This is a genomic window from Kitasatospora sp. NPDC054795, assembly GCF_053611565.1.
On sequence record NZ_JBSHAP010000026.1, the window covers coordinates 1 to 24,218 of the forward strand.

Genomic DNA, 24,218 nt, shown 5'->3' on the forward strand with positions numbered 1-24,218 from the left:
GTACCAGCCATCGGCGGTACCGGCCCGGTCGGGGCCGCGCCCGGTCACCAGCCGAACCGGACCCGACTCCGGCCCGGGCTGTACCGACGTCAGGCCTTGCGGATCCGGTCGCCGATCTCCGGCCTCGCCTCGAACCCGGCCGCTCTGTAGGTGGCGACGCCACCGACGTTGGAGCTCGGGGTGCACACACGAACGCTCGACGAGCCCATCTCCCGCAGCGCGGCCGCCCCGGCGACGGTGATCGCCCGACCGTACCCGCGACCGCGGTGGTCCTCGTGGACGCCCATCGGCTCGACCAGTCCCGGCTTCCCCGGGCCTGCCGACCAGACCGTCACCACCGCCACCGGGGTGCCGTGGTCGTCGTAGGCGCCCAGGCAGCGGGCGTCGGCAGCGAACGGCCCCGCCGACATCGCGTGCCAGTACGCGCGCGTGGGCCGCGAGGTGTTGAACGCCGACCGCAGAACGTCGGCGAAGTCCTGCGCCTGCTCCGGGCCGATCGCCCTGATCCGCACGCCGGGCTCCTCCACCGCTTCCGCGAGGTCGCGGAAGAGCGGCGTCCACGGCTCGTCGACGCCCCAGCCGTCCTTGGTCAGCAGGTCGTGAAGCAGCAGGCCCAGCGGCGCCTCGACGGACACCGTTCCTTCCGGCAGCACGCCGCGGTCAGGCAGCGAGAAGTCCTCGACAAGCCGCCGCGCCAAGTCCTCGTCCTGGAACGCGTCGGGAGCGACCGTCATCCGCAACGCCGTCGGCGAGTCCAGCATCCCGACGGCGAGGATCCGTCCGCCCCGGCTCCAGGTCCGAACCGCTGCGGCCGTCTCAGCCGTTCCGAGCCGATGGTTCCAGCCGATGTCCCCCGCGTGCAGCTGCATCGGCGCTCCGTCGTCCTGCCACTCCCGCAGTGCGCCCATGGCCTCGCGCACCCCGCCCGCAGTCGGCGTTCCCAGCACAATCGTCATAGCCGGGATCCGACACCCCATCCCGGAGATCTGCAACCCATTAACCGGAAATCCTGCCGATCACGGTGGCTCTCCGGTCCGGTTGCCGAGGGGTCGCGGGACGTCGCACACTGATAACTGGCACCTCCACAGGGCAGGTGAATCGCAGAAATTCAAGAAGTGGGCACCATGAAGCTGTTAGCGGAAATCGACAAGGTAGTCGCCACCGGAAAGGTGGTGGCTTCAGCGGACGACGAAGCCGTCGCGGACATCGTCATCGCCACGATCACGGGTGGCATCTCGGCTTCGTTCTACCTGACCCGCACCCAGGCCGCCGTCATCAAGGAGCGGTTCTGGACTCCGGAGCGGATTCGCCGCGCAGGGCTCCGCCCGATATCCCCTGAGGAAACCGAAAGGATTCGAGTGGAGCTGGGCGTCAGGGTCGCGAACTTCAGATGCGCCCCGATCACGTGCGCCTGCGGCCACGTCTACGACGCATTCGACTTCATTCAGCAAGGGATTCGCGAACACGGCCTCGATGTCGTCAATTCTGTGTTCTCCCTGAAGGATTCGACGTTCCTCCAGGTCAATCCGTCGTTCACCCCGATCTGCCCCGTGGACGACCAGAAGCTGAGCCGCACCCACGGCGCAGACGACGGCTTCGAATACGACTGCGACGAGTACGGCGGGTGCTGCTACCAGGAGTGATGCGAGGGCGTTCTGCGAGTGCCGGTGGTCGTTCCCCCGTCACTCGGCCAGGGCCTCGCGGAGGAACGCGAGGATCTCCGCCCGGGCAGTCTCGGCCTGTGGTTCCAGGCCGGGCAGGGTGAGGAACGCGTGCTTGGCGCCCGCATATTCGGAGAGCCGCACGGCGGTCCCTTCCTCGCGCAGCCGCTCGGCGTAGCGGCGGCCGTGGTCGGCGACCGCGTCCCGGGTGGGCACCACCACCAGCGCCGGGGCGAGCCCGCTCAGGTCGTTCGCGTGCAGCGGTGAGACCGCACCGGCATCGGCTCCCGGCGGGGCGGCGAGCCGCTGGAACAGCCGCAGCAGCGGCAGGGCCGGGGTCGAGTTGTCCGCGTACTCGGCGATCGAGGGGTGGTCGAACATCCCCGTTCCGGTCACGTCGGCCACCGGATTGACCAGCACCTGCGCCTTGAGCTCCACGCCGGCCTCCCTGGCCCTGATCGCCGTCAAGGCGCTGATCAGCGCGCCGCAGCTCTCACCGAAGACGGCCGTACGAGCCGGGTCGACACCCCACTGCACGGCGTGCCGCACCACGTGCTCCAGCACGCTCCAGCCGTCGTCGGCGGCGTCCGCGAGCGGGCTGCCGGGGGCGAGGAGGCGGTGCTCGACCGAGACGACCAGGGCGGGCAGTTCGACGGCGAGGTGGCTGTTGGCCCAGTCGCACTGGGTCGCCGTGCCCACGAAGCCGCCGCCGTGGACATGGACCACGAGTGGCAGGTCGGTTCGGGTGCCGGCCTCGCCCTCCCCCGTCGACTGCGGCCGGTACACCCGGACCGGGAGGTCACGGTCGGGCAGCACCACCCACTGCCAGGCGATCGCGGCGCCGGGATCGGGTTCCCCGAGGACGGCCCGAGCCGCGCCCGACGCCCGCCAGCGGTTCTCCGTGTCGCGGTAGGCGAGCAGTTCCCCGGTCGTGATCACCGAGTAGTCCGGCCCCGGCGGTCGTGTTGCGAAAGCGCTCCCACTCATGTGTCCTTCTCCCCCTCCCGGCCGGGTGCCGGGGTCTCGTTGCGGTCGGACAGTGCGTCGCACCGATTATGCACGCACTGCGTGCAACGGCAAGTGCATGAGCTAGGCTGGCTCCGGGCAAGAGACGAGAGGGGCGGGATGTGACCGGCCGAAGGCGATGGTCGACCGAGGAGATCCTCGACACGGCGGCGGAACTGCTGCGCACGAGCGACGCCGAGTCGTTCAGCGTGCGCAAACTCGCCGCAGCACTCGGGACCGACTCCTCCAGCCTCTACCGGCACTTCCGGAACAAGACCGAACTGCTGCGCGCCGTGGCCGACCGGATCCTGCTGGCCTCCATGGACGGCCACCGCCCCGAGGGCGACTGGAAACAGCGCATCACCGCCCTGGCCCTGCGCCTGCGCGAGGCCTTCGGCGAGCAACTCCAACTCGCCGCGGTGTGGGGACGCTACGGGTCCGGCGGCACCGGATCCCGCATGGTCATGGAGGAACTGCTGCAGGCCCTGCGCGCGTCCGGCCTGCCCGACGAAGAGGTCGCGGTGCGGTACCACCGCATCGTCGTCCTCCTCGCCGCGCTGATCTCCTCCGAGGCCGGCATCAGCACCGTCACCCCCGAGGAGTACGAGCAGGGCATGGAGCAGTTCCGTGTCGCCGTACTCGGCGCCGACCCCGAACGCTTCCCCGCCCTGGCCCACTTCGCCCGCGACATCCGCCCCCTCGGAGCGGACCGCCGCGCCGCATTCGAGGAGATCCTCGCCGCCCACCTCGCCCGGATCGAGGCCCGGCTCCCCTGACCCGCCGGACCGTGCGTGCCGGTGCGGTCGCCGAACACGTCCACGGCAGCGCCCTGCTCGCCGAGGGCGGCGACGTGCCCGACCCGGCGCGCTTCACCCGCCTCCTGACCGCAGGACCCGCACTCCGGCCGACCGCATCGATGCCGCCGCCGAGGGGCGCCCGGACCACGGCACCGAGCAGGACAAGGCCGCCGTGACCGCTCTGCCGGCCGACATGCTCCAGGCCGCAGCCCGACACGGCATCGCCCTCGACACCTTCGACTGGTTCGCCGACCTGCCCGGAAGCCGCTACGCCGCCGTCGTCTCCCCGCTGCGTGCACAGGCCCGCCAGTGGGCCACAGCCGGCTGACCACGACGAGCGGACGACCACCTCACTCGCGGGCACCGCAAAATCTATGCGCGCCGGAGTAGACATTACTCACGGCCGGGTCTAACGTTTCTCCCGTAGACAGCAGTCGGCGATACCGGCCAGACACGAACTGGCCGGGGTTGTTGGACAGAGGTTCGCAGTTCGGTCCGGCAGTGGAGTCCCGAAGCCAAGCAGACGCACGACGGCGACGGGGCTGGCTGCCGGACCGGGCGGCCCGCAGGTATCAGGGGCCGCCACCAGCGGTATCGAGCAGTACGCAGTTCAGTGGGTGCAGTACCGGCAGTCGCAAGACAGGCAGGACCTCGGCAAAGGCGCCCAGACTGCGGGCGCGCGTGTCGAGGGGTCCGTGCAGTGGGGTTCCAGGCCAGCGCAGGTGCAGGACGGCCGGCGGGGCTGGCTGCCGGACCGGGTGGGCCGCCACGGCCACCCATCAGCAGTACGCAGTTCAGCAGGCGCAGTACCAGCAGTACGAGAAGTGACAGTTCAGTACAGAGGATGAACGGAGGGCGCAAGCGCCATCAGGATCGCCCGGCCCGTGAACACTCGCCCGGGCGGACACCGCAGACCCCAACGCAAGGACGGTGGTTTCCGGTCACGCATACGCGATCCCCGCACACCCCTCCGGGGCAGTGCGGAAGTACAAGGACCGGCCCAGGCCGGTAGATGGTGTTGTTCCCCTTCGGGGCCCCGGAGCCGACACGGCCCCGGGGCCCCTCGACGCGTTCTCCTCGAGAACCAGAGAGGTGCAGTGACTACAACGGCCAGCCCCGACACACCCGACAAGCTCGACGACGACGACTACCCCGCCTACACCATGGGCCGCGCCGCCGAGATGACCGGTACCACACCCGGCTTCCTACGAGCGCTCGGCGAACACCGCCTCATCACCCCGCTACGCTCCGACGGCGGCCACCGCCGCTACTCCCGCTACCAACTGCGCATCGCCATGCGCGCCCGTGACCTCGTCGACCAGGGCACCCCGATCGAGGCCGCCTGCCGCATCGTCATCCTCGAGGACCAACTCGAGGAAGCCCTGCGCCTCAACGAAGAACTCCGCCGCCCCCAGAACCGCCAGGAGCCCACCACGGACACCTGACCCGCCCGCCGGGCCGACGAGACCGGCCTGCGGTGAGCGGCAGGTGCTCACCGCAGGCCGGGTCGGCGCTCCCCGCCGGGGCGGGAACGGGGATACTCGAACCGCGGGGTGTCACGGCGGGGCGGCGATCCGGGCGCGGCGCTGTTCGTCTCGCGCGGGGATGGCCCGCCCGCACGGCCCACCCATCTGCATCTCCACCGGGCGAAGATCCTGCAGGGCGACTTCGGGGCGCTGGAGAGCGCTTTGACGGCTTCGTCGGCGGAGTCCTCGAACCGGCGAACGCACTGCGGTGGGGAGGCGAAGGCGCCGAGCCGGTCGGCTGCTCGGCCTGCTGCAGCGATCAGGAATCGGAGTAGTTGAGGTCCCCGACCGGCCGGGGTGGCTGCGGTGGCTCCCGGCCTCGTCAGGCAGGCCGGTTGTTCGCCGGTGTGGTCTGCGGACCGCCCGGATCGGAGGCGGGCAGTGGCCAGTTGGGGTGGGCGAGGTGGTGGCGCAGGGCATCGAGCCGGGCGAGGCGGGCGTCGAGGGCGGCGTTGACGGTGCTCGTGGTGGCGGCCACTCGCGCTTCGAGGTCGTGGATCCGGTCCAGGAGGTCCTGCCAGCGCCTCTCGGCGGCGGCGACAGGGTCAGGCGCGGCGTCGGTCGCTGTCATCGCGGAGCCGGGTGGTGTGGTGAGTGAGGGTGTCGAGGCGGGTGGCGAGGTCGCCCTGGCCGGAGCCGAGGTGGGGGCGGGCGGCGGCGAGGGGCTCTATGAGGTCGGCGGGGTCGGTGGCACCGAGGGCGGCGGTCAGGGCGACCTGGGCAGGACGGGCGCCGGGAGCGAGTGCGGCCGTGGCGATCTGGGCGGCGAGGACCCGCAGCTCGGCGGCGTTGTCACGGGCCCAGACGGTGACCGATCGGTCGGCGGCCCGCCGGTCGCGGACGGCCTTGACCCGTTCGGCGCCGGTACCGGACCGCGAAGCGTCGCCGGCGGCGGGCTTGAGGCGCAGGTAGCGGTTCTCGGCGGCCTGGCGGCTGGCGACGCCCATCGGGTGGGCGAGGTCGGCCCAGGTGGCGCCGGCCTCCCGGGCGCTCTCCACCAGGCCGGCTTCCCAGCCGGCGAGCCGGCCGCGCAGTTCGCGCAGCAGGACGAGCGCGGCCAGCGCCTGCTCGGGGCCGCCGTGCTCGTCAGGGGCGGTCGGGGGCTGGGAGGCGGGGTTCTGGGCGGTGCGGACGGCGTCGTCGATGGCGGCCAGCGCCGCCGCGGCCGCCAGGAACGAGGCGGGCCCGGCCGGCGGGGAGGCGTCGGAGGCGGCTCTGCGGGACTTCTCACTCATGCAGTCACTCTACAAGCGACACCACGACTTGTCATCGGACGGATGACAAGCTAGAAAGGAGTCAGGTGAAGCGCACTGGCACCCGTTCGATCCATGGAGGTGTTTCGCAATGCTGCTGCGCACTGACCCGTTCCGCGAGCTGGACCGCCTGACCCAGCAGTTCCTCAACACGACCGGCACCTGGTCGCGTCCGACGCCGATGCCGCTGGACGCCTACCGGGCCGGCGACGAGTACGTGATCTGCTTCGACCTGCCCGGGGTGGACCCGGACGCGATCGACATCGACGTCGAGCGGAACATGGTGACCGTCAAGGCCGAACGCCGCCCGCGCCAGGAGGGCGAGGGCATCAAGTGGGAGCTGTCCGAGCGCCCCCTCGGCGTGTTCTCCCGCCAGGTCATGCTCTCCGACACCCTCGACCCCGCCGGGATCACCGCCGACTACGACGCCGGCGTGCTGACCCTGAAGATCCCGGTCGCCGAGAAGGCCAAGCCCCGCAAGGTCGCCATCAGCCACAGCGAAAGCCGCAAGCAGATCAAGGCCTGACCCGTTCCCCGATGCCGTTCCGGCCGCCCCTGATCCCACCCCCTCGATCGAAGGGGCGGCCGGAACACACACCCTCCCCCGACCGCCGGGCGGCCCCGCCCGGGCCGGCCTACCCGTAGCGACGCGGAAACGCCATGAACGGCCAGAGCAACCAACCCTTCATCGTGCGGGCCAACGGCGAGATCGACCTCGACACCGCACCCTCGCTGCGCCGTGCTCTGGCCACCGCGCTCGAGACGCACCGGGAGGTGGTGCTGGATCTGTCGGAGGTGACGTTCATGGACTGCGCGGGCCTGGGCGCCCTGGTCCGGGCCCGTAACCAGGCCGACCGCAGCGGCAGGCACCTGATCCTGCGCGGAACCAGCCGCTGCGTGGTCCGGCTGCTCAAGCTCACCGGTCAGCACCGGCGCCTGGCCGTCGAGCCCTGACCGGGCACGGTCGCGCCGGCCCTTGAGACGGAGGAGAACCGCGGTGACTCTTCGATGGGAGGCGTTCCTGGAAGAGGTCCGGGAACGCGGTGAGTACGACACCCCGCAGGAGGCCGAGCGGGTCACCCGGGTGGTCCTGGCCATGCTCGGCGCCCATCTCGTCGGCGATGCCCGGGCCGAACTGGCCGCCCGACTGCCCGAGACCATGGCCCTGATCCTGCTCAATCCGCTACAGGCCGCCGAGCCCCTCGACGCCGAGCGCTTCGTGCGCGCGACCGCGGCCTGGATCGAGGGCGCCACCGACGCCACGGCCCTGTGGGACATCGGCGCCGTCCTGTCCACGGTGGCCGACGCCGCCGGCGAGGACCTCACCGGACGCGTCCTGCTCCAGCTGCCGCCCGGCTACGACCTGCTGTTCGGCCGCCCGACCGCAGGAACACGACCCTGACCACCCCTCACACGATGAGGTGCTCACCATCTGCGACAGCGTCCGCGCCGACCTGGCCGGCACCGGACCACGCGCCGGATGAGGCGGCGACCGATGGACACCGAGGGCAGCCGACGAGTCCCGGCACAAGAAGGCCGAGCCTGCCCATTGCACCGACCAGGAACCTCCCATCCGGTGATCTCTCGAACACGCCGGTCTCCGTGATGCCCCCGCACCGCTGGTCTCGCCCGAACCCGTCGAGGAGCCCGCAACCCGGGTTCAAACGCCTCCGCCCGATAAACATGCGGCCCGTCGAAGCGGATGACGCCGCAGGATCTGTCGGCATGCTCATTTCCCGCGAATCCTGGCCCATTTCCGCGCCGAAGAGGCGACCAGCCCGCGATCGACGGCACGCGGATTCCCGGATGAATGAACAAATGCCCCGTCACGACCTGGTCGGAGGGGCCAGACCTGCGGAAACGCGCTCAGCGAGGCGATGTGAACGAGCATTCACGACCACATTGCGACCACCAAAGGAAAAGGCCGTTCCTATCATTTCGATAGGAACGGCCTCCGACCTGCGGAAATGCTGGTCGGGACGACAGGATTTGAACCTGCGACCCCTTGACCCCCAGCGCGGCCCGTGATGAGTTGCCACTGACCGGCCCGGGTGGCCCGCCAGCACGTCGAACAGTCGCTCGTCACCCGCGCGCTCCGGTCTCGCTCCAGTACCGCATCCACCAACTCGGTGGGATGGTCTGGGTTGATTCACCGATATGACCGGGCGGGAACACGGTCCTCAAGTCGGGACGACAGCCCCTCAGTCTCCATGCCCGGAGCCGTCGCTGTCAGTCCGTATGGTTCCGGGTTCCGTGCCCCGCGGCGCGTCGCTACCGTCCGAACCGTCGGAAATCCGGCGGTCCGGACGGGCCGCCGTCACGCGCCTTCAGGAGGTCACGGTGACCGCGAACCACCCCACCCGCAGGAGCATCCTCAAGTCCACCGGCGGGCTCGGCGCCGCGCTGGCACTCGGCGGCGCGAGCGTCCTCGCGACTGCCTCTGCCGCTCACGCGGCCGACGACGGCTTCGGTCTGCACATCTCCGACCGCAACGAGGGCGACGCCCGGATGTGGTACTACCGCTTCCGGACCGCCGAGATCGGCTGGGAGCCGGCCGTCAACGTGCTGCTTCCCGACGACTACCACACCAGCGGCCGCACCTACCCGGTCCTCTACCTGCTGCACGGCGGCCTCCAGGACTTCATCGAGTTCGACCGCCGGGGCGTCCGCGACTGGACCATCGGCAAGCCGCTGATCGTCGTGATGCCCGACGGCGGGCAGGCCGGCTGGTACTCCAACCCGGTCAGCACCAACGTCGGCCCCCGCAACTGGGAGTCCTTCCACGTCAACCAGCTGATCCCCTGGGTCGACGCCAACTTCCGCACCTTCGCCGAGCCCGAGGGCCGCGCCGTCTCCGGCTTCTCCATGGGCGGTTTCGGCGCCCTGAAGTACGCCGCCAAGTACTGGGGCCACTTCGCCTCGGTCAGCGCCCACTCCGGCCCGGCCAGCCTGCGCCTCCACAGCGGCGCGCTCGCGCACTGGGCCAACGTCTCCTCCGCCGTCCAGGACCTGGCCGGCGGCAGCATCTACGGCATGCCGCTGTGGGACCAGGCCAGGGTGACCGCCGACAACCCGGTCGAGCGTCTGGAGAGCTACCGCAACAAGCGGATCTTCCTGGTCGCCGGCACCAGCCCCGACCCGACCAACCCCTTCGACACCTTCAACGAGACCGAAGTGCTGGCCGGTCAGCGGGAGTTCCGCGCCCTGCTCGACGGCGCCGGCATCCCGTACGAGGCCCACGAGGAGCCGGGCGGCCACTTCATCCGCCCCGACATGATGCAGCGTGACATCGACGGCATCATCGGCCGCCTCCGCAAGGCGTGAGGGGCGCTCCGATGGTCTCCCTCACTTCGCGGTCGGCCCTGGCCGCGGCCGCCCTGCTGCTGCCGCTCACCGTGCCGGCCGCTCCCGCCGCGGCCGCTCCCGCCCCGGCCGCCGGGTTCGCGGCGGCCTGCCCGGCCCGCGGTCAGATCTCCCAGCACTACTCCCAGGAGCACAACGGCATCGACATCGCCAACGACTACGGCACCCCGATCTACGCGGCCGGCGACGGCAGGGTCGTCCTCTCCGGCACGACGCCCGACTACGGCCAGTGGATCCGCATCCTGCACCCGGACGGGACCATCACCGAGTACGGGCACATGCAGCGGCGGGACGTCTTCGAGGGCGACGACGTGACGGCCGGCCAGCAGATCGCGCTGATGGGCAGCGAGGGCAACTCCACGGGCCCGCACCTGCACCTGCGGGTCTGGGCCGACCCGAACGCGTCCATGCGCACGGACCCGGAGCCCTATCTCGCGGAGCGCGGCGTCACCGTGCCCTGTGTCCCAGGAAGCGGCCCCCGCCCCGCGCCGCTGGTGTATCCGGCGGAGTCCGGCCGGGTGGTCTCGGCCCGGTCCGCGGACGGACGCCTCGAAGTGTTCGCCGCCGGCGCGAACGGAATCTCGCACGCCTGGCAGACCGCGATCAACGGCGGCTGGTCGGAGTGGGAGGACCTCGGCGGCCCCGCCGGCGCGGAACTCGCCATCGGCCCCAACGCCGACGGCCGGCTGGAGGTCTTCGCGATCAACGGCAACACCCTCCAGCACCGCTACCAGCTCCAGCCCTCCGGCGCCTGGTCCGGCTGGGAGGACTTCGGCACCGGAGGCCACGACCTCGCCGTCGGCCCCAACGCCGACGGCCGACTCGACGTCTTCGCCTCCGGCCCCGACGGCGTCTACCACCGCTACCAGACCGCACCCAACAGCGGCTGGTCCGGCTGGGAGGCCACCGGCGGAGGCCCCGCCAACAGCGAGATCGAACTCGGCAAGGCCCCCGACGGCCGCCTCGAAGTGTTCGCCCTCAACGGCACCACCTTCCAGCACCAGTGGCAGACCGCCGTCAACGGCACCTGGTCCGCCTGGGACGACTTCGGCACCGGAGGCCACGACCTCACCGTCAGCCACAACCAGGACGGCCGCCTCGAAGTCTTCGCGTCCGGACCCGCCGGCGTCTACCACAAGTACCAGACCGACCCCACCAGTTGGTCCGGCTGGGAAGCCACCGGCGGCCCCGCCGACTCCCGGCTCACCAGCCAGCAGACCGCGGACGGCCGGGTGGAGTTGTTCGCCATCAACGGCAGTACGGCGCAGCACATCTGGCAGACCGGCCTCAACGCCCCGTACGGCCAGTGGGACACCTTCGGCACCGGCGGCACCGAGATCGGCGCCGCCACCAATGCCGACGGCCGGATCGAGGTGTTCGGCTCCAACACCGACGGGGTCCACCACAAGTGGCAGACCGGCTTCTCCACCTGGTCCGAATGGGCCTGGCTGAACACCACCCACGGACCCGCCGTCGGCCGAGGAGCCCTCACGTGACCGGAGCGCAACGCACCCTGCTGTCCGCGCTCGCCGCGCTGGGCGTGACGGCGGGCCTGGTGGTCGCCGCCCCCTCCGCGCCGGCCGCCACCGGCAGCGACCTGTGCGCCGAGGTCGGCTACCGGGCGGGCTTCCGGGGCGAAGCCCTGGTGACCGCGATCGCCGTCGGCCTCGCCGAGTCCAGCTGCAACCCGCTGGCCTCCAATACCCAGGGCAACACTCCGGACACCTCCACCGACCGCGGCCTGTGGGAGATCAACGACCACTGGCACAGCGAGGTCTCCGACGCGTGCGCCTACGACGCCCAGTGCAACGCCGACGCGGCCTACAAGATCTCCAACGGCGGCCTCGACTGGCACCAGTGGTCGACCTACAGCGCTGGCGCGCACCTGCGGCACATGGACGAGGCGCGGGCCGCCGTGGACCGGCTCGGCCACCACGAACCCGGCCCCGCGCCGCTGGAGTATCCGGCGGAGTCCGGCCGGGTGGTCTCGGCCCGGTCCGCGGACGGACGCCTCGAAGTGTTCGCCGCCGGCGCGAACGGAATCTCGCACGCCTGGCAGACCGCGATCAACGGCGGCTGGTCGGAGTGGGAGGACCTCGGCGGCCCCGCCGGCGCGGAACTCGCCATCGGCCCCAACGCCGACGGCCGGCTGGAGGTCTTCGCGATCAACGGCAACACCCTCCAGCACCGCTACCAGCTCCAGCCCTCCGGCGCCTGGTCCGGCTGGGAGGACTTCGGCACCGGAGGCCACGACCTCGCCGTCGGCCCCAACGCCGACGGCCGACTGGAGGTCTTCGCCTCCGGCCCGGTCGGCGTCTTCCACCGCTACCAGACCGCACCCAACAGCGGCTGGTCCGGCTGGGAGGCCACCGGCGGAGGCCCCGCCACCAGCGAGATCGAACTCGGCAAGGCCCCCGACGGCCGCCTCGAAGTGTTCGCCCTCAACGGCACCACCTTCCAGCACCAGTGGCAGACCGCCGTCAACGGCACCTGGTCCGCCTGGGACGACTTCGGCACCGGAGGCCACGACCTCACCGTCAGCCACAACCAGGACGGCCGCCTGGAGGTCTTCGCCTCCGGACCCGCCGGCGTCTACCACAAGTACCAGACCGACCCCACCAGTTGGTCCGGCTGGGAAGCCACCGGCGGCCCCGCCGACTCCCGGCTCGCCAGTGGACGCTCGCCGGACGGCCGGGTGGAGGTGTTCGCCATCAACGGCAGCACCGCGCAGCACATCTGGCAGACCGGCCTCAACGCCCCGTACGGCCAGTGGGACACCTTCGGCACCGGCGGCACCGAGATCGGCGCGGCGAACAACGCCGACGGCCGGATCGAGGTGTTCGGCTCCAACACCGACGGGGTCCACCACAAGTGGCAGACCGGCTTCTCCACCTGGTCCGAATGGACCTGGCTGAACACCACCCACGGACCCGCCGTCGGCTGACCACGCCGACAACCCCCTGGAGCACAGCAATGCACCCGATCAGCAGGCGCGGCCTGCTGCGGGCGGCCGGAGCGGGAGCACTCGTGCTCCCGCTCCCGGGCCGTACCGCCTCAGCGGCATCCGCCGGCGCTGCCGAACCGCCCCACCTGTGGGTCGGCGCCGGCCCGTTCGAGCAGGTCTACGACCCCTCCACCACGCACCGCCGCTACCTCAACGACCACACCCTGGTCCAGGCCGGCGGCCGATGGCACCTGTTCAGCATCGTCGGCGACAGCGCACCGCCCGGGCAGGCGCCCGACAGCGCCGCCGAGGTCTCGCTCGCGCACGCCTCGGCGTCCTCCCCCACCGGGCCGTGGAGCAGCCACCCGGACGCGCTGACCGTCGACCCGTCCTACTTCGGCGAGGAGCACCTGTGGGCCCCGCACGTCGTCGAATCGGGCGGCGTCCACTGGATGTTCTACGCGGCGGGCGGGCGGGCCGGGGCGGCGATCAACGCCGCGACCTCCACCGACCTGTCCACCTGGACCAGGCTGCCGTCCGGGCCGCTGTTCCGCGGGACCGCTGCCCGCGATCCGATGGTGCTGCGGATCGGCGACCAGTGGGTGATGTACTACACCGAACTGTCCGCCCCCGGCGGGCACCACCAGGTCTGCTACCGGTGCTCCACCGAGCTGCTGACCTGGAGCGAGCCCGGCGTGGCCTTCGCCGACGCGGCCACCGCCGCGGACGGCGTCTCGATCACCGAGTCGCCCTTCGTGGTGGCCCGGGACGGCTGGTACTACCTGTTCCTCGGACCGCGCAACGGCTACGAGGGCACCGACGTCCTCGCCTCCCGCGACCCGTTCCGCTTCTCCCTCGACGGCCGCGCCGGCCATCTGCCGGGCCACGCCGTGGAGGTGGTCACCGACGGGCGGCGGTGGTGGGCGAGCGCCGCCGGCTGGTTCCGCCGCGGCCTGTACCTGGCCCCGCTGGACTGGCGGTCCACCCCGCCGCCCTGGCAGAGCCCGGACAACCCGGTCGCCGCCCCGGACGTCCAGGGCCGGCTGAACGTGTTCGCCCTCGACGCGGCCGACCGGTCGATGCTGCGCCGCGTCCAGACCGACCCGGACTCCGACATCTGGTCGGACTGGGAGGTGTTCGGGACGCCCGCCGGCGCGGTGCCCGTGCTGGGCCGCAACGCCGATGGCCGGCTGGAGGTGTTCTCGCTCGCCCCCGACGGCGCCGACCTGCACCACCGCGTCCAGCGGACGGACGGCAGCTGGACGGACTGGGAGGTCTTCGGCGGCCCGGCCGGTGCCGCCCCCGCCGTCGCCCGTAACGCCGACGGCCGGCTGGAGGTCTTCGCCGCCGCCCCCGACGGCGCCCTGATCGCCCGCCGCCGCCAGGCCTCGCCCGGCTCGACCGGCTGGGACGACTGGGACGCGGGCTTCAGTGGCCCGGTGGGCGCTCCGCCCGTCGTCATCGTCAACGCCGACGGCCGGCTGGAGGTGTTCGTGCTCGCGCCCGGCGGCGCGGCGCTGCTGCACCGCTGGCAGACCTCGGCCGGCGGCGCCTGGTCCGCCTGGGAACGCTTCGGGACGCCGGCCGGGGCCGCGCCGCGGGTGGCCCCCGACGGCACCGGGCGGCTGAACGTCACCGCGATCGCCCCCTCCGGCACGGCCGCCTTCCAGCGCCGCCAGTCGGTGCCCAGCGGCGGCTGGGACGACTGGCAGCCGCTGCTCGGCTGGTCCACCGCGGCGCCACTGACGATCGCCGGCGCGGACGGCCGGTTGGAGGCCTTCACCCTCTCCCCCGGCGGCGAACGGCTGGCCCACCGCCGGCAGTCGGCGCCCGCCGGAGCCTGGGAGCCCACGGGCGTGTTCGGCGAGGACTTCGGCGAGCCCGGCCTCGTGCTCGCCGCGCCGCCCTCGGCCGCGGCCGACTCCACCGGACGGCTGCACGTCTTCGCGGTGACCGAGGACGGCCGGCTTCGCGCCCGCGTTCAGGACCGTCCCGGCGGCGGCTGGCGACCGTGGGCCGCCTTCGGCGACCGCCCGGTGGCACCGCTGCGTCCGGGGGCGCCGATGCTCTGACCGAACATCCGTACACTCCGCTGCCACCTTGTCAAGCACCCTGCCACTCCGGTTTATTGTCGTACGCGAAGAGGAACCGTCCGTCCGGCAGGAGTCGGCGCACGGGACGGGGAGCGGTGCGCGGAACGGAGGAGCGGTGCGCGGGATTATCGTCCACCTGCCGGCGGGGAACGGCGGCGACACGGCGACCTTACGACTCGGTCCGGGAGAGCGGGCGCGCTTCGGCCGCGGATCCGCTCACAGGCCGGTGGAGCTGCGTCTCGGCGACGAGTCGGTCTCCCGGCTGGCCGGTGAGATCCACGCGACCGACGACCACTGGCAGTTGAGCAACCTCAGCAACTCCCACGCCTACCTGGTGGAGAACCCGGAGGGCGCCGGCGAGTACCTGCGGGTACCGCCACGGCGGGTCGGCGCGCCGATCCCCTTCGAGTTCTCCCGGGTGGTGCTGCCCTCCCGGCGGGAAACCCCGCTGTCCTTCCAGGTGTTCGCGCCCGACCACGTCTACCTGGATCTGGACGCCCGCGGCGGCTCCTGGGAGAGCCGCACCATGACGGCGTACTCGCTGGACGAGACCGCCACCTACTTCCTGGTCCTGGTCGCACTCTGCGAACCATGGCTGCGCGACCACTCCCTCGCCACCGTGCCCACCACCCCGCAGGTGGTCGCGCGGTTGCACGGCCACCCCTCCTGCGCCCGTCTCACCGCCCGCGCGGTCAGCTCGCACCTCGACTACCTCGCCGCCGAGAAGCTCCGCATCGACCTGCCCGACGACGACCGCGCGGACCGCCGAAGCGGCAAACGCGAGGCCGTGGTGGGACTCGCCCTGAAGTTCGGCATCGTCCGCGAGGAGCACCTCGCGCTCCTGCCGGACCCCGGCCCCGGCCGGTCCGGACGGTAGGGGGCCGGCTGTGCCGCGGAACCCGGCCTTCCCCGGGGACGGCGAGGAACTCCTGCCGACCGGCCACCGGGTCGGAGAGTGGACCGTCACCGGGCTGATCGGTGAGGGCGGCTGGGCAACGGTATACGCCGCCCACCGGGCCGACGGCGGGGGCGGGGCGGATGACACGGTCGCCCTCAAGGTGCTGCTGACCGCCGGACTCGCGCCCCGCCAGGCCCGCCAGGTCGCCGAAGCCGCCCGGCGCGAAGCCGCGTTGGGCCGCACCGCCCCGCACCCCCGGCTGGTGCGGCTGCTCGATGCCATCGTCCTGGCCGCCCCCGACCAGCCCTCGCTCGACGGCGCGATCGTCCTGGTCATGGAACGCGCCCGGTGCACTCTGCGCGACCTGCTCGCCATCGGCATCGACGAGGCCGACGGCGCCAGGATCGTCACCGGCATCTGTGAGGGCCTGGCCCACCTGCACCGCTCCGGCTGGGTCCACACCGACCTCAAGCCGGAGAACGTCCTCATCGGCGCGGACGGAGAGGTCCGGCTCTCCGACTTCGGCCTCGCCATCGAACTCACCGGCACCCACGGCCACGGCTCCCCGATGGGCACCCCCGACTACCTCCCGCCGGAGCGCTGGAAGGAACCGCTCGGCGAACACGGCATCAGAATTCGCACCACCGCCGACATCTGGGCCCTCGGCATCGTGATCCACGAGGTCTTCGCCGCCGGCAGCCGACCGTTCCCCGGCGCCACCTCCGCCGCCCGCTGCGCCACCACCCAGCAGTACGCGGAAGGCCGCGCCGCCCTGCGGCTGGCCGCCGCCGTCCCCCCGTTCTGGCGCGCCCTGGCCGCCGACTGTCTCGCCCCCACCCACGCCGCCCGCGCCCCGCACACCGCGGAGAGCCTGCTCGCCCGCATCCGCGCCCACCGCCCCGGCCGGCGCGCGCGCCGCCCGACCCCGCGCCCTCGCACCGCGCTGCTGGCCCTGGTCTCCTGCGCCACGGTCGCCGTCACCGGCACTGCCCTCTGGCCGCACCCGGGACCGTCCGGACAACCCGCCCACGTCCGGGTCTTCAACACCGAACGCGGCTGTCAGGACCGCACCGACCGCGACCCTCAGTGCAGCCTCGGCCTCGCCGTCGACCCCCTGCGCCCCTACACCGCCGACAACGTCGTCCCCGTGCGGGTCTGGCACAACGACACCCTCGACGCCGACTGCCAACTCCCGACCGGCCTCCCCGTCATCAACGAGGAGGACCTCGTCTCCACCCTCTGGTACCGCATCCGCCTGCCAGGACCCACCACCGCCTGGCTCCCCGCCGTCCGCACGAGGGACCGTCCGGCCCTGCTCCGCTGCCTGTGACCGCAGCCCGCGCGGCCACCGTCGGTTCCGGCCCGTCTCCCGCCCGCGCAGGAACACCCCGAAGCGCGAACGGGGCTCGACCCGCTGCGACAGCTGCGGGTCGAGAACGGAAACCTCGTCGAGGACTCGGCCCCGCGCGGGCCCGAGCGTCCGGTGCTACGGGCCCGCGGTCTTCAGCAGTCCTCCTCGCCGGCAGTCCGCGTGGCCCGCGCCGCGCAGCAGCCGGCCGAGCGAGAGCATCGAGAACAGGCTGAGCAGCACCGTGGACCAGAACCAGAAACGTACCCAGGTGTCGGGGACCGGCAGCAGGATCGCCAGCACGGCCGGATACAGGACCAGCAGCCACCCCAACCGCCGTTCCGCTCCGGACTGTTGGTGCAGCTGCCTGGCTGCCCTCTCGCCCTGCCCGACGGCCCCACTGGTGATCAGTCTCAGCCCTTCGGCGGTGGTCAGCCGACACGTGTGCACGAGCGCCGCGATCATCGTGAGGAGCAGGGCGAGCCCCAGTAACTGGGCCCATTCGGGCACTCTGGGACGGTCCGACGCGGTGACCAGCAGCATGGGCACCGCGAACAGCAGGGTGCTCACCGCCTCGAAGGCGAAGAGCCGGGTGGCGGGGGCAGGGGGCGTGGACACCAGCGCCTCCCTGGACACCAGCGCCTCCCTGGACACCAGCGCCTCCCTCGACAGAAGTCTCCGGTGGCCGCAGGCGCAACCGATCGCTCGGGGGCGGTGCGGATCCGTCATGACCCCGGCTGCGCTTCGCCGACGCCCGCGCGGACGGACCCGTCGGAGACGGACCGGTCCGGGGCGACGCGCGGCGCCGTCAGGATGTACTCGTCCGGGTCGATGGCTCGGGTGCGACGGCGGAACTGCCAGGTCGATGCGGGCCAGATGGTGGTGACACGGCCCGTGCGGTCCTGGTACCAGCCGGAACAACCGCCCGCGGCCCAGACCGTGGGGGCCATCCGGTTCTGCAGTTCGGCGTTGTACGCGCGCTGTGTCTCCGCGCGCACGTCCACGGAGCCCAGACCGCGGCTCCACATCAGCTGCAGGGTGCTGACGAGGTAGTTGATCTGCGACTCGATCATGTGGATGAGGCTGGTGTGCCCCACGCCCGTGTTGGGTCCTGCCATCAGGAACAGGTTGGGGAATCCCGCGACGGTGGTACCGAGGTGTGCCTGCGGGCTGCCTTGCCAGACCTCGTTCAAGGACCGTCCGTCACCGCCTATGACGCGCTGCGCGTAGGAGGCGTCGGTGACACGGAACCCGGTTCCGAAGATCAGTACGTCCACTGGATGCGTGGTGCCGTCGGACGTGCCGCCGACCTCGCCGGCCCGGGTGCCGCCGCGCGGGGTGGTGAGGACCGTGTTGGGTCCGACGCTCGCGATCGGGTCGGTGACGACGTGGACGTTGGGTTGGACCAGGGCCGGGTAGTAGTCGTCGGACAGCAGGACCCGCTTGCAGCCCAGTGCGTAGTCCGGGGTCAGCTTGGAGCGCAGCTCGGGGTCCTTGACCTGGCGGTGCAGGTGGGACAGTGCCTCCCGGCGCCCCAGCGCGGCCATGGTGCGGTTGCCGAGCAGTGCCGGCAGCGTCGCCTCCCGTGCCGTGTACTCCCAGCCCCGCGCCAGTCGCTGCGCCGTCGGGGCGAGCTGGAACAGGCGGTGCTGCCATGCCGGTACCGGCCGGTCCCGGCGCGGGGCGATCCATGACGGAGTGCGCTGAAAGACGGTCACCCGGCGGGCCGTGCGCTGCAGGTGGGGGATGAACTGGACGGCGCTCGCGCCGGTGCCGATCACGCCCACCCGCTTGGCCGACAGGTCCAGGTCGTGTTTCCATCCGGCGGAGTGGAACGCTTCTCCGGTGAAGCCGTCCAGGCCGGGCAGCGAGGGGACGGCCGGCTCCGAAAGGGGCCCTTGGGCCATCACCAGCAGCCCGGCGCTGAGCGGTCCGGTGCTGGTGTCCAGTTCCCAGCGCAGCCGATCGGGGTCCCAGGTGGCGCGCCGCAGTTCGCAGCCGAGCCGAAGGCGGGGCGCCAGGTCGTACCGGTCGACGCAGCGCTTCAGGTACCGCTCGATCTCCTCCTGAGGTGCGAAGCGCCTGCTCCAGGTGGGGTTGGGCGCGAACGAGAACGAGTACAGGCGCGAGGGCACGTCGCAGGCGCATCCGGGATAGGCGTTGTCCCGCCACGTGCCGCCGACCTCGTCGGCCCGCTCCAGTATCAGCAGGTCGCGGTGGCCCTCCCGCAGCAGCCGGATGGCTGTGCCGAGGCCTGCGAATCCCGCGCCGACGATGACGACGGACACGTGTCCGGGTGAGGCGCCGGCCGCTTCGTACGGGGCCGGGCCCGTGGTGTGCGGGTCGGTCATGGTTCCCCTCCATCCAGAAGAATGTTCGAACTGAATGCTATCGTATGCACTACGATCGCAATTCAGTCGATAGATGGAGTGGCGAATGAGGATTCTGGCTCTCGGAGGCCCCGGAGCAATGGGTGCCGTAGCGGTACGCGTGGCGGCCGGACTCCCCGGCGTCACCGAGATCGTCGTGGCCGACCGGAACCTGGAGGCGGCCCGGACACTGGTGCGCCGGCTCGACGAGGACGGCACGGGCGGCGCGCCGATGCGGGCGCTGAAGGTGGACGTGACCGACAGCGGCGCCCTGCACGCCGCGCTGGAGGACGCGGACGCCGTCCTCAACACCGTCGGTCCGTACTACCGCTTCGGCCTCACCGTGCTGCGAGCCGCGATCACGACCGGCACCCACTACCTGGACATCTGCGACGACTGGGAGCCGACCCTGCAGATGCTCGGCCTGGACGAGGAGGCCCGGGCCGCCGGGGTCCGTGCCGTGGTGGGAATGGGCGCCAGCCCCGGCGTCAGCAATCTGCTGGCCACCCGTGCCGTCCGGCAACTGGACCATGTCCAGGATCTGTACACCGCCTGGCCCGTCGACGTCTCCGGCGGCGGTGGGGACGACGAGCAGCTGAGCGACCCCGACGGGCGCCCCAGCGCGGCCGCCGTGCACTGGATGGAGCAGATCAGCGGGAAAGTCGTGATGGTCAGCGGCGGACGGCTCGTTCACCGGCGGCCGCTCCAGCCGGTCGCCCTCTCCGTATCCGCCGGACACACCGGCACGGCCTACACCGTCGGCCACCCCGAGCCGGTCACCCTGCACCGCAGCTTCCGGCCGGCCGGCGAGGCCGCCAACCTCATGGTCGTCACCCCGGGCACGATCGCCTACCTCGACGTCCTGCGCCGCGACATCGACGCCGGAAAACTCACCAACGAGACCGCGGCAGCCGAACTCGCCAAGCCCTCGGTGTCCCGCGCGCTGCGGGCCACCGCCGGTGCCATGACCCGCAAGGGGCCCGGGTCACTGCCCCCGTTCTTCGCGGCCGCCACCGGCACCCGCGACGGCCGCCGCGTCACAGCCCTCGCCCGGCTCGCCGATACACCCGGCGCCTCGGCACTGCTCAACGACATGGCGGAGGCAACCGGTCTGCCCCTGGCGCTGGGGCTCGCGCAACTGCTCGACGGCACCGGTGGCCACCTCGGCGTCCACCCGCCGGAGACAGCCATCGACGCCGACCGCTTCTTCCTCGACCTGGCCCGCCACGTGCCCGACCTTCCCGGCCACGACGGCCCCCGCGACGGCGTGATCATCGACGTGACCCCGACCCGGTGAAACGCGGCAGGAGACACAACGTGCCACCGAAGAATGCCACCGCACCCGCCACCGACTTCATCGACGTCGCGGGACGTACCGTCCACTGCGCCGCGACGGGCAGCGGCCCCCCGGTGCTCCTGCTGCACGGCCTGGACCGCAGCCTGGCGGACTGGGCACCGCTCCAGGCAGCCCTGCTCCGCTCGTTCTGGAACGACCGGTGAAGCGCGTCGCGCGAGGGCTGGACGGCGGGTACGGCGCGCAGGCCCCGGCCGTCGGCGGTGAGGCGGACCATCGCGGTCCTTCCGGATCCCTACGGCCACAGCTTGTCACCCGGGGGCATGCCGTCGGTCCCAGGGTCGGATCTCACACTCCTTCCCGGCCCTCCGGACGGACAGGCGGCGCGGACAAGCCGTCGAGCTCGCGCCCGATCGCCTCCCGCAGGCCGTCGTGCTCCGGTCCGAGCGCGCTCGCGGGATCGCGCCAGTTCTCCGTGGGATACAGCCACACCGGGCGACGGACGCGATCCGGGCTCTCCCACTCGAACCGCGGCCACACGTGCGCGTGCAGGAAATTGTCGGTGTTGCCGAGGATCTCCAGATTCACGCGCCGGAACTCCGGGTCCAGCCGCCGGCAGACCCGCTCCACGGCTTCACCCAGCCGGTCCATGTCCGCGAGGAAGGCCGTTCGTCTGCCGCGCGGGAGATCGGACAGACGCTGCACACCGGGCTCGTCCACCAGCAGAACCGAGTACCCGGGCAGGAACTGCACGTCGCCGATCACCGCGAAGCCGGCGTCGAGCCGCCGGAGCACCGTGGGGTTCGTACCTTGCAGCGCACTGCCGATCCTGTCGCCCCGCCAGTCCTTCACCATGACACCGCACCCCGTACAAGCGTGACCGAGCAGGCCCGGCCGAATGATGGTCGCTGGTCGCTCCCCCGGCTCCGTGCCATGTTCGCATCCGGCCGAGGTGAACCTCGGCTCCGGCCGGGTTCGGAAGGGGCTCGATGCTGCTGACCGAGCGCCGGCGCACGAGGGCCCGCCCCGGGGGCGCTCCCCGGGGCGGGGTGGGTCAGCTTCCGGCGGGGGCGCGGTGGCCGTGGCGGAAGAGCGGGGCGCGGGTGTCGAAGGGGACGTCCTCGCGGGAGGCGGCGACGGCGGCGTCGGAGGCGGGCAGGTCGAACGGGAGGGTCGCGGTCATCGGGGCGCGGCCGAGGGCGGCGTCCAGGACGACCTCGTCCGCGGCGCCGAACTCCCCGATCAGCAGGGCCGCGTGCGGGGCGAGCGGGGTGAGCACGGCGGGCCGTTCCAGCTGGGCGGCGAGGACCGTGGGAACGGTGGCGGCCAGGGCGGTGAGCCGCTCGACCTCGGCCGGCTCGAACTCCAGCGAACCGCTGTGGAAATGCTGTTCGAGCATGCCCTCGCGCCGCTCGTACGGGGTGGCGACGCGGACGACGGCGAGGTCGGCCTGCTCGGGGCGCTCGACCGGGGTGCCGTACCCGGCGGCGACCTGCGGGTCGATGCCCTCGACGTAGAGCCGGGTGGCGCCGGTGGCGGTACGGGGCTCGCCGGCCAGGTGGACCACGGAGCGGCGCTGGAGCTCGCGGCCGAGCGCCCGGCCCTCCGGCGTGCCGACCAGTTCGGCTGCCGCCTCCACGTCGACGTACGGGTCGTCGAAGAGGCCGAGGCGGAACTTGTCGCGCAGGATGCGGCGGGCCGACTCGTCGAGCCGGGCCTCGGTGACGGCGCCGGAGCGGACGGCCGCCAGGATCAGCTCCGGGTCGGTCTCGCCGCCGAGCTGGTCGGCGCCCGCGTCGAGGGTGAGCACGACCTGCTCGGCGACGGACAGCTCCTCGACGCCCCAGTGCCGCGGAGGCAGGGTGACCACGCCGGGGACGCTCATGCCCGTGATGGCGTTGAAGTCGGTGCAGACCACGCCGTCGAAGCCGTAGCGCCCGCGCAGCAGGCCGGTGATGACGTCCCGGTTGAAGTTGGCGCCGACCTCGGCGAGGCCGCTGCCGGAGGGGATCGCGTAGGCGGGCATGATCTGCGCGGTGCCCGCGGCGAAGGCCGCCTCGAAGGGGCGCAGGTGGGTCTCCAACTCGCCGCCGGGATAGACCAGTCGGCGCCCCGCGGCGAAGTGCGAGTCCTCGCCGCCGGCCTGCGGGCCGCCGCCGGGGAAGTGCTTGGTCATGCAGGCGACGCTGTCCGGGCCGACCCGCTCGCCCTGGAGGCCCTCGATGTAGGCGGTGATCATGCGCGAGGCGCGCCCCGGATCCTCCCCGAAGGTGCCGCTGATCCGGGCCCAGCGGGGCTCGGTGGCGAGGTCGGCCATCGGGTGGATGGCGACCCGGATGCCGACGGCACACAGCTCGCGGCGGATCAGGTCGGCGTAGCGGCGCACCAGTTCGGGGTCGTCGGTGGCGGCGAGGCCGATCGGCTCGGGGCCGGTGCTGAAGCCGCCGCCGGTGTGGGCGGTGGCCGGGTTGGCGGTGAAGCCGTGCCGGGGGTCGGAGGAGAGGGTGACGGGGATGCCCAGCCGGGCGGCCGCGGCGAGGTCCTGGACGTGGTTGTTCCACGAGGCCATCGCGCGCGGGTCGGGGACGGCCATCATGGCGAAGTGGGTGAGGCCGCGTTCGGTGATCAGGCCGGCGCCGGAGGGGAACGGCGGGTGTTCGCCGGGGAGCATCCGGCCGTGCAGCATCAGCGCGGCCTTCTCCTCCACGGTCATCCGGCCGAGGAGGTCCTCGACCCGCTCCTCGACGGGCAGCCGCGGGTCCTCGTAGGGCTCCATGGTGCCGTTGTGGTTGAGGTCGCGGAAGGGCGTGCCGTCGGTGTGGTGCAGCAGGGTCGTCGTCATGCCGTCACCTCGGCGGCGTTCGACACGACGGTACGGACCGCGGTCACGGTACCGGCGGCGGCCTCGGTACGGGCGGCGGCCTTGGTGCGGAAGGCGTCCAGGGTTTCCGCGGTGACCCCGCAGGTGGCCAGGAAGGCGGCAGCACCGCCGTGCTTGGTGCGGACCAGGTCGAGGAAGGCGCTCATCGCCCCGGCGGGCGCCTCCAGCAGCGGGGCGGGGACGACCAGTCGGCCGGCCTCGACCTCGTTGAGGGCGGAGCGGTTGCGGTCGGCGAGGCCGGCCCAGATCTGCTGGATCGCCTCGTTGGTGCGGGCGTAGTCGGCGACGATCTCCTCGGCGGGAACCCCGAGCAGCTCCAGCAGCAGCGCGGTGAGGAGCCCGGTGCGGTCCTTGCCGGCGGCGCAGTGCACCAGCACCCCGCCGGGGCGGGCGGTGGCCTCGACGGCGGCGGCCAGGGCCTGCGGCGCGGACTCGGCCATCAGCAGGTAGAAGGCGCCGAGGTCCTCGGCGGTGGTCATGGTCCGCATGGCCTGGGCCAGTTCGTCGTTGGTGGGCTCGATCCGGGCGGCGACGACGGCGATGCCGGCGGCCTCGGCGGCGGCCCAGTCCTCGGGGCTGCTCTCGGCCTCGCCCCGGAGGTCGACGACGGTGGTGACGCCGTGCTCGCGCAGCTGGGCGACGACGTCCGAGTCGGCGGCGGGGAAGGGCTGGGCGGAGCGGAACAGGGCACCGGGACGGATCCAGCGGCTCGCGGGGTCGGCGAGCACGGCGGGGTCGCGGAAGTTGACCAGGGACATGCGGGGGCCTTTCGGGATGTGCGAAGGG

General features: G+C 72.4%; 24 protein-coding genes. 15 read left to right on the forward strand and 9 right to left on the reverse strand.

The window, feature by feature from the left end; genetic code table 11:
* Window positions 1-89 precede the first annotated feature (89 nt).
* Window positions 90-956 (reverse strand): GNAT family N-acetyltransferase, encoded by an 867-nt coding sequence (locus ACWGJO_RS12350; protein WP_452183377.1) that lies wholly within the window; start codon window positions 954-956, stop codon window positions 90-92.
* 159 nt (window positions 957-1,115) lie between these two features.
* Between ACWGJO_RS12350 and ACWGJO_RS12355 the strand changes: the two genes are divergently transcribed.
* Window positions 1,116-1,643: a hypothetical protein gene (locus tag ACWGJO_RS12355; protein ID WP_452183378.1), complete on the forward strand. Its 528-nt coding sequence runs from the start codon at window positions 1,116-1,118 to the stop codon at window positions 1,641-1,643.
* 39 nt (window positions 1,644-1,682) lie between these two features.
* On the opposite strand, the gene ACWGJO_RS12360 is transcribed toward ACWGJO_RS12355, so the two are convergent.
* The gene (locus ACWGJO_RS12360; RefSeq protein ID WP_452183379.1) at window positions 1,683-2,648 is read right to left on the reverse strand and encodes an alpha/beta hydrolase; all 966 of its coding nucleotides are present in this window, start codon (window positions 2,646-2,648) and stop codon (window positions 1,683-1,685) included.
* 140 nt (window positions 2,649-2,788) lie between these two features.
* Between ACWGJO_RS12360 and ACWGJO_RS12365 the strand changes: the two genes are divergently transcribed.
* The 3 genes from ACWGJO_RS12365 to ACWGJO_RS12375 all read left to right on the forward strand — a co-directional run bounded on the left by ACWGJO_RS12365 (window position 2,789) and on the right by ACWGJO_RS12375 (window position 4,908).
* The gene (locus tag ACWGJO_RS12365) at window positions 2,789-3,442 is read left to right on the forward strand and encodes a TetR/AcrR family transcriptional regulator (protein WP_452183380.1); all 654 of its coding nucleotides are present in this window, start codon (window positions 2,789-2,791) and stop codon (window positions 3,440-3,442) included.
* A 193-nt stretch (window positions 3,443-3,635) separates the two neighbouring features.
* A complete protein-coding gene (locus ACWGJO_RS12370) occupies window positions 3,636-3,791 on the forward strand; it encodes a hypothetical protein (RefSeq protein ID WP_452183381.1) in 156 nt (51 codons plus the stop codon).
* A gap of 835 nt (window positions 3,792-4,626) precedes the next feature.
* On the forward strand, window positions 4,627-4,908 hold the full coding sequence (locus ACWGJO_RS12375) for a helix-turn-helix domain-containing protein (RefSeq protein ID WP_452183420.1): 282 nt from the start codon (window positions 4,627-4,629) through the stop codon (window positions 4,906-4,908).
* 403 nt (window positions 4,909-5,311) lie between these two features.
* Here ACWGJO_RS12375 and ACWGJO_RS12380 read toward each other — a convergent pair whose 3' ends face one another.
* Together ACWGJO_RS12380 and ACWGJO_RS12385 are read right to left on the reverse strand one after the other, a co-directional pair.
* Window positions 5,312-5,560, reverse strand: a complete 249-nt coding sequence (locus ACWGJO_RS12380; protein ID WP_452183382.1) for a hypothetical protein — start codon at window positions 5,558-5,560, stop codon at window positions 5,312-5,314.
* Window positions 5,535-6,224, reverse strand: coding sequence for a type III effector protein (locus ACWGJO_RS12385; protein ID WP_452183383.1), 690 nt, complete (start codon window positions 6,222-6,224; stop codon window positions 5,535-5,537). The genes ACWGJO_RS12380 and ACWGJO_RS12385 overlap by 26 nt, the downstream gene beginning before the upstream one ends.
* A gap of 109 nt (window positions 6,225-6,333) precedes the next feature.
* Here ACWGJO_RS12385 and ACWGJO_RS12390 point away from each other — a divergent pair, with 109 nt between their 5' ends.
* From ACWGJO_RS12390 to ACWGJO_RS12430, 9 genes are all read left to right on the forward strand, one after another.
* A complete protein-coding gene (locus ACWGJO_RS12390; protein ID WP_452183384.1) occupies window positions 6,334-6,768 on the forward strand; it encodes an Hsp20/alpha crystallin family protein in 435 nt (144 codons plus the stop codon).
* Between the two features lie 134 nt (window positions 6,769-6,902).
* Window positions 6,903-7,196, forward strand: a complete 294-nt coding sequence (locus ACWGJO_RS12395; RefSeq protein ID WP_452183385.1) for an STAS domain-containing protein — start codon at window positions 6,903-6,905, stop codon at window positions 7,194-7,196.
* A gap of 43 nt (window positions 7,197-7,239) precedes the next feature.
* Window positions 7,240-7,644, forward strand: coding sequence for a DUF2267 domain-containing protein (locus tag ACWGJO_RS12400; RefSeq protein WP_452183386.1), 405 nt, complete (start codon window positions 7,240-7,242; stop codon window positions 7,642-7,644).
* 938 nt (window positions 7,645-8,582) lie between these two features.
* A complete protein-coding gene (locus tag ACWGJO_RS12405; protein WP_452183387.1) occupies window positions 8,583-9,566 on the forward strand; it encodes an alpha/beta hydrolase in 984 nt (327 codons plus the stop codon).
* Window positions 9,567-9,577: 11 nt separating this feature from the next.
* The gene (locus ACWGJO_RS12410) at window positions 9,578-11,101 is read left to right on the forward strand and encodes a peptidoglycan DD-metalloendopeptidase family protein (RefSeq protein WP_452183388.1); all 1,524 of its coding nucleotides are present in this window, start codon (window positions 9,578-9,580) and stop codon (window positions 11,099-11,101) included.
* Window positions 11,098-12,549 (forward strand): hypothetical protein, encoded by a 1,452-nt coding sequence (locus ACWGJO_RS12415; RefSeq protein ID WP_452183389.1) that lies wholly within the window; start codon window positions 11,098-11,100, stop codon window positions 12,547-12,549. Before ACWGJO_RS12410 ends, ACWGJO_RS12415 begins: the two co-directional genes overlap by 4 nt.
* A 29-nt stretch (window positions 12,550-12,578) precedes the next feature.
* On the forward strand, window positions 12,579-14,621 hold the full coding sequence (locus ACWGJO_RS12420; protein WP_452183390.1) for a family 43 glycosylhydrolase: 2,043 nt from the start codon (window positions 12,579-12,581) through the stop codon (window positions 14,619-14,621).
* 136 nt (window positions 14,622-14,757) lie between these two features.
* The gene (locus tag ACWGJO_RS12425; RefSeq protein WP_452183391.1) at window positions 14,758-15,519 is read left to right on the forward strand and encodes a serine/threonine protein kinase; all 762 of its coding nucleotides are present in this window, start codon (window positions 14,758-14,760) and stop codon (window positions 15,517-15,519) included.
* Window positions 15,520-15,529: 10 nt separating this feature from the next.
* A complete protein-coding gene (locus ACWGJO_RS12430) occupies window positions 15,530-16,870 on the forward strand; it encodes a serine/threonine-protein kinase (RefSeq protein ID WP_452183392.1) in 1,341 nt (446 codons plus the stop codon).
* A gap of 156 nt (window positions 16,871-17,026) precedes the next feature.
* Here the strand turns inward: ACWGJO_RS12430 and ACWGJO_RS12435 are convergent, their stop codons facing one another.
* Together ACWGJO_RS12435 and ACWGJO_RS12440 are read right to left on the reverse strand one after the other, a co-directional pair.
* Entirely contained in the window at window positions 17,027-17,542 is a 516-nt protein-coding gene (locus tag ACWGJO_RS12435) for a hypothetical protein (protein WP_452183393.1), read from the reverse strand.
* 71 nt (window positions 17,543-17,613) lie between these two features.
* Window positions 17,614-19,239: a flavin-containing monooxygenase gene (locus ACWGJO_RS12440; RefSeq protein WP_452183394.1), complete on the reverse strand. Its 1,626-nt coding sequence runs from the start codon at window positions 19,237-19,239 to the stop codon at window positions 17,614-17,616.
* An 85-nt stretch (window positions 19,240-19,324) separates the two neighbouring features.
* On the opposite strand from ACWGJO_RS12440, the gene ACWGJO_RS12445 reads away from it, so the two are divergent.
* Together ACWGJO_RS12445 and ACWGJO_RS12450 are read left to right on the forward strand one after the other, a co-directional pair.
* Window positions 19,325-20,554 (forward strand): saccharopine dehydrogenase family protein, encoded by a 1,230-nt coding sequence (locus ACWGJO_RS12445; RefSeq protein ID WP_452183395.1) that lies wholly within the window; start codon window positions 19,325-19,327, stop codon window positions 20,552-20,554.
* A gap of 20 nt (window positions 20,555-20,574) precedes the next feature.
* A complete protein-coding gene (locus ACWGJO_RS12450) occupies window positions 20,575-20,757 on the forward strand; it encodes an alpha/beta fold hydrolase (RefSeq protein ID WP_452183396.1) in 183 nt (60 codons plus the stop codon).
* A gap of 142 nt (window positions 20,758-20,899) precedes the next feature.
* On the opposite strand, the gene ACWGJO_RS12455 is transcribed toward ACWGJO_RS12450, so the two are convergent.
* From ACWGJO_RS12455 to ACWGJO_RS12465, 3 genes are all read right to left on the reverse strand, one after another.
* A complete protein-coding gene (locus tag ACWGJO_RS12455; protein ID WP_452183397.1) occupies window positions 20,900-21,406 on the reverse strand; it encodes a diadenosine tetraphosphate hydrolase in 507 nt (168 codons plus the stop codon).
* A 199-nt stretch (window positions 21,407-21,605) separates the two neighbouring features.
* Entirely contained in the window at window positions 21,606-23,393 is a 1,788-nt protein-coding gene (locus ACWGJO_RS12460) for a glycoside hydrolase family 3 protein (protein ID WP_452183398.1), read from the reverse strand.
* Window positions 23,390-24,190: a tyrosine-protein phosphatase gene (locus tag ACWGJO_RS12465; protein WP_452183399.1), complete on the reverse strand. Its 801-nt coding sequence runs from the start codon at window positions 24,188-24,190 to the stop codon at window positions 23,390-23,392. Before ACWGJO_RS12465 ends, ACWGJO_RS12460 begins: the two co-directional genes overlap by 4 nt.
* Window positions 24,191-24,218: the final 28 nt, after the last annotated feature.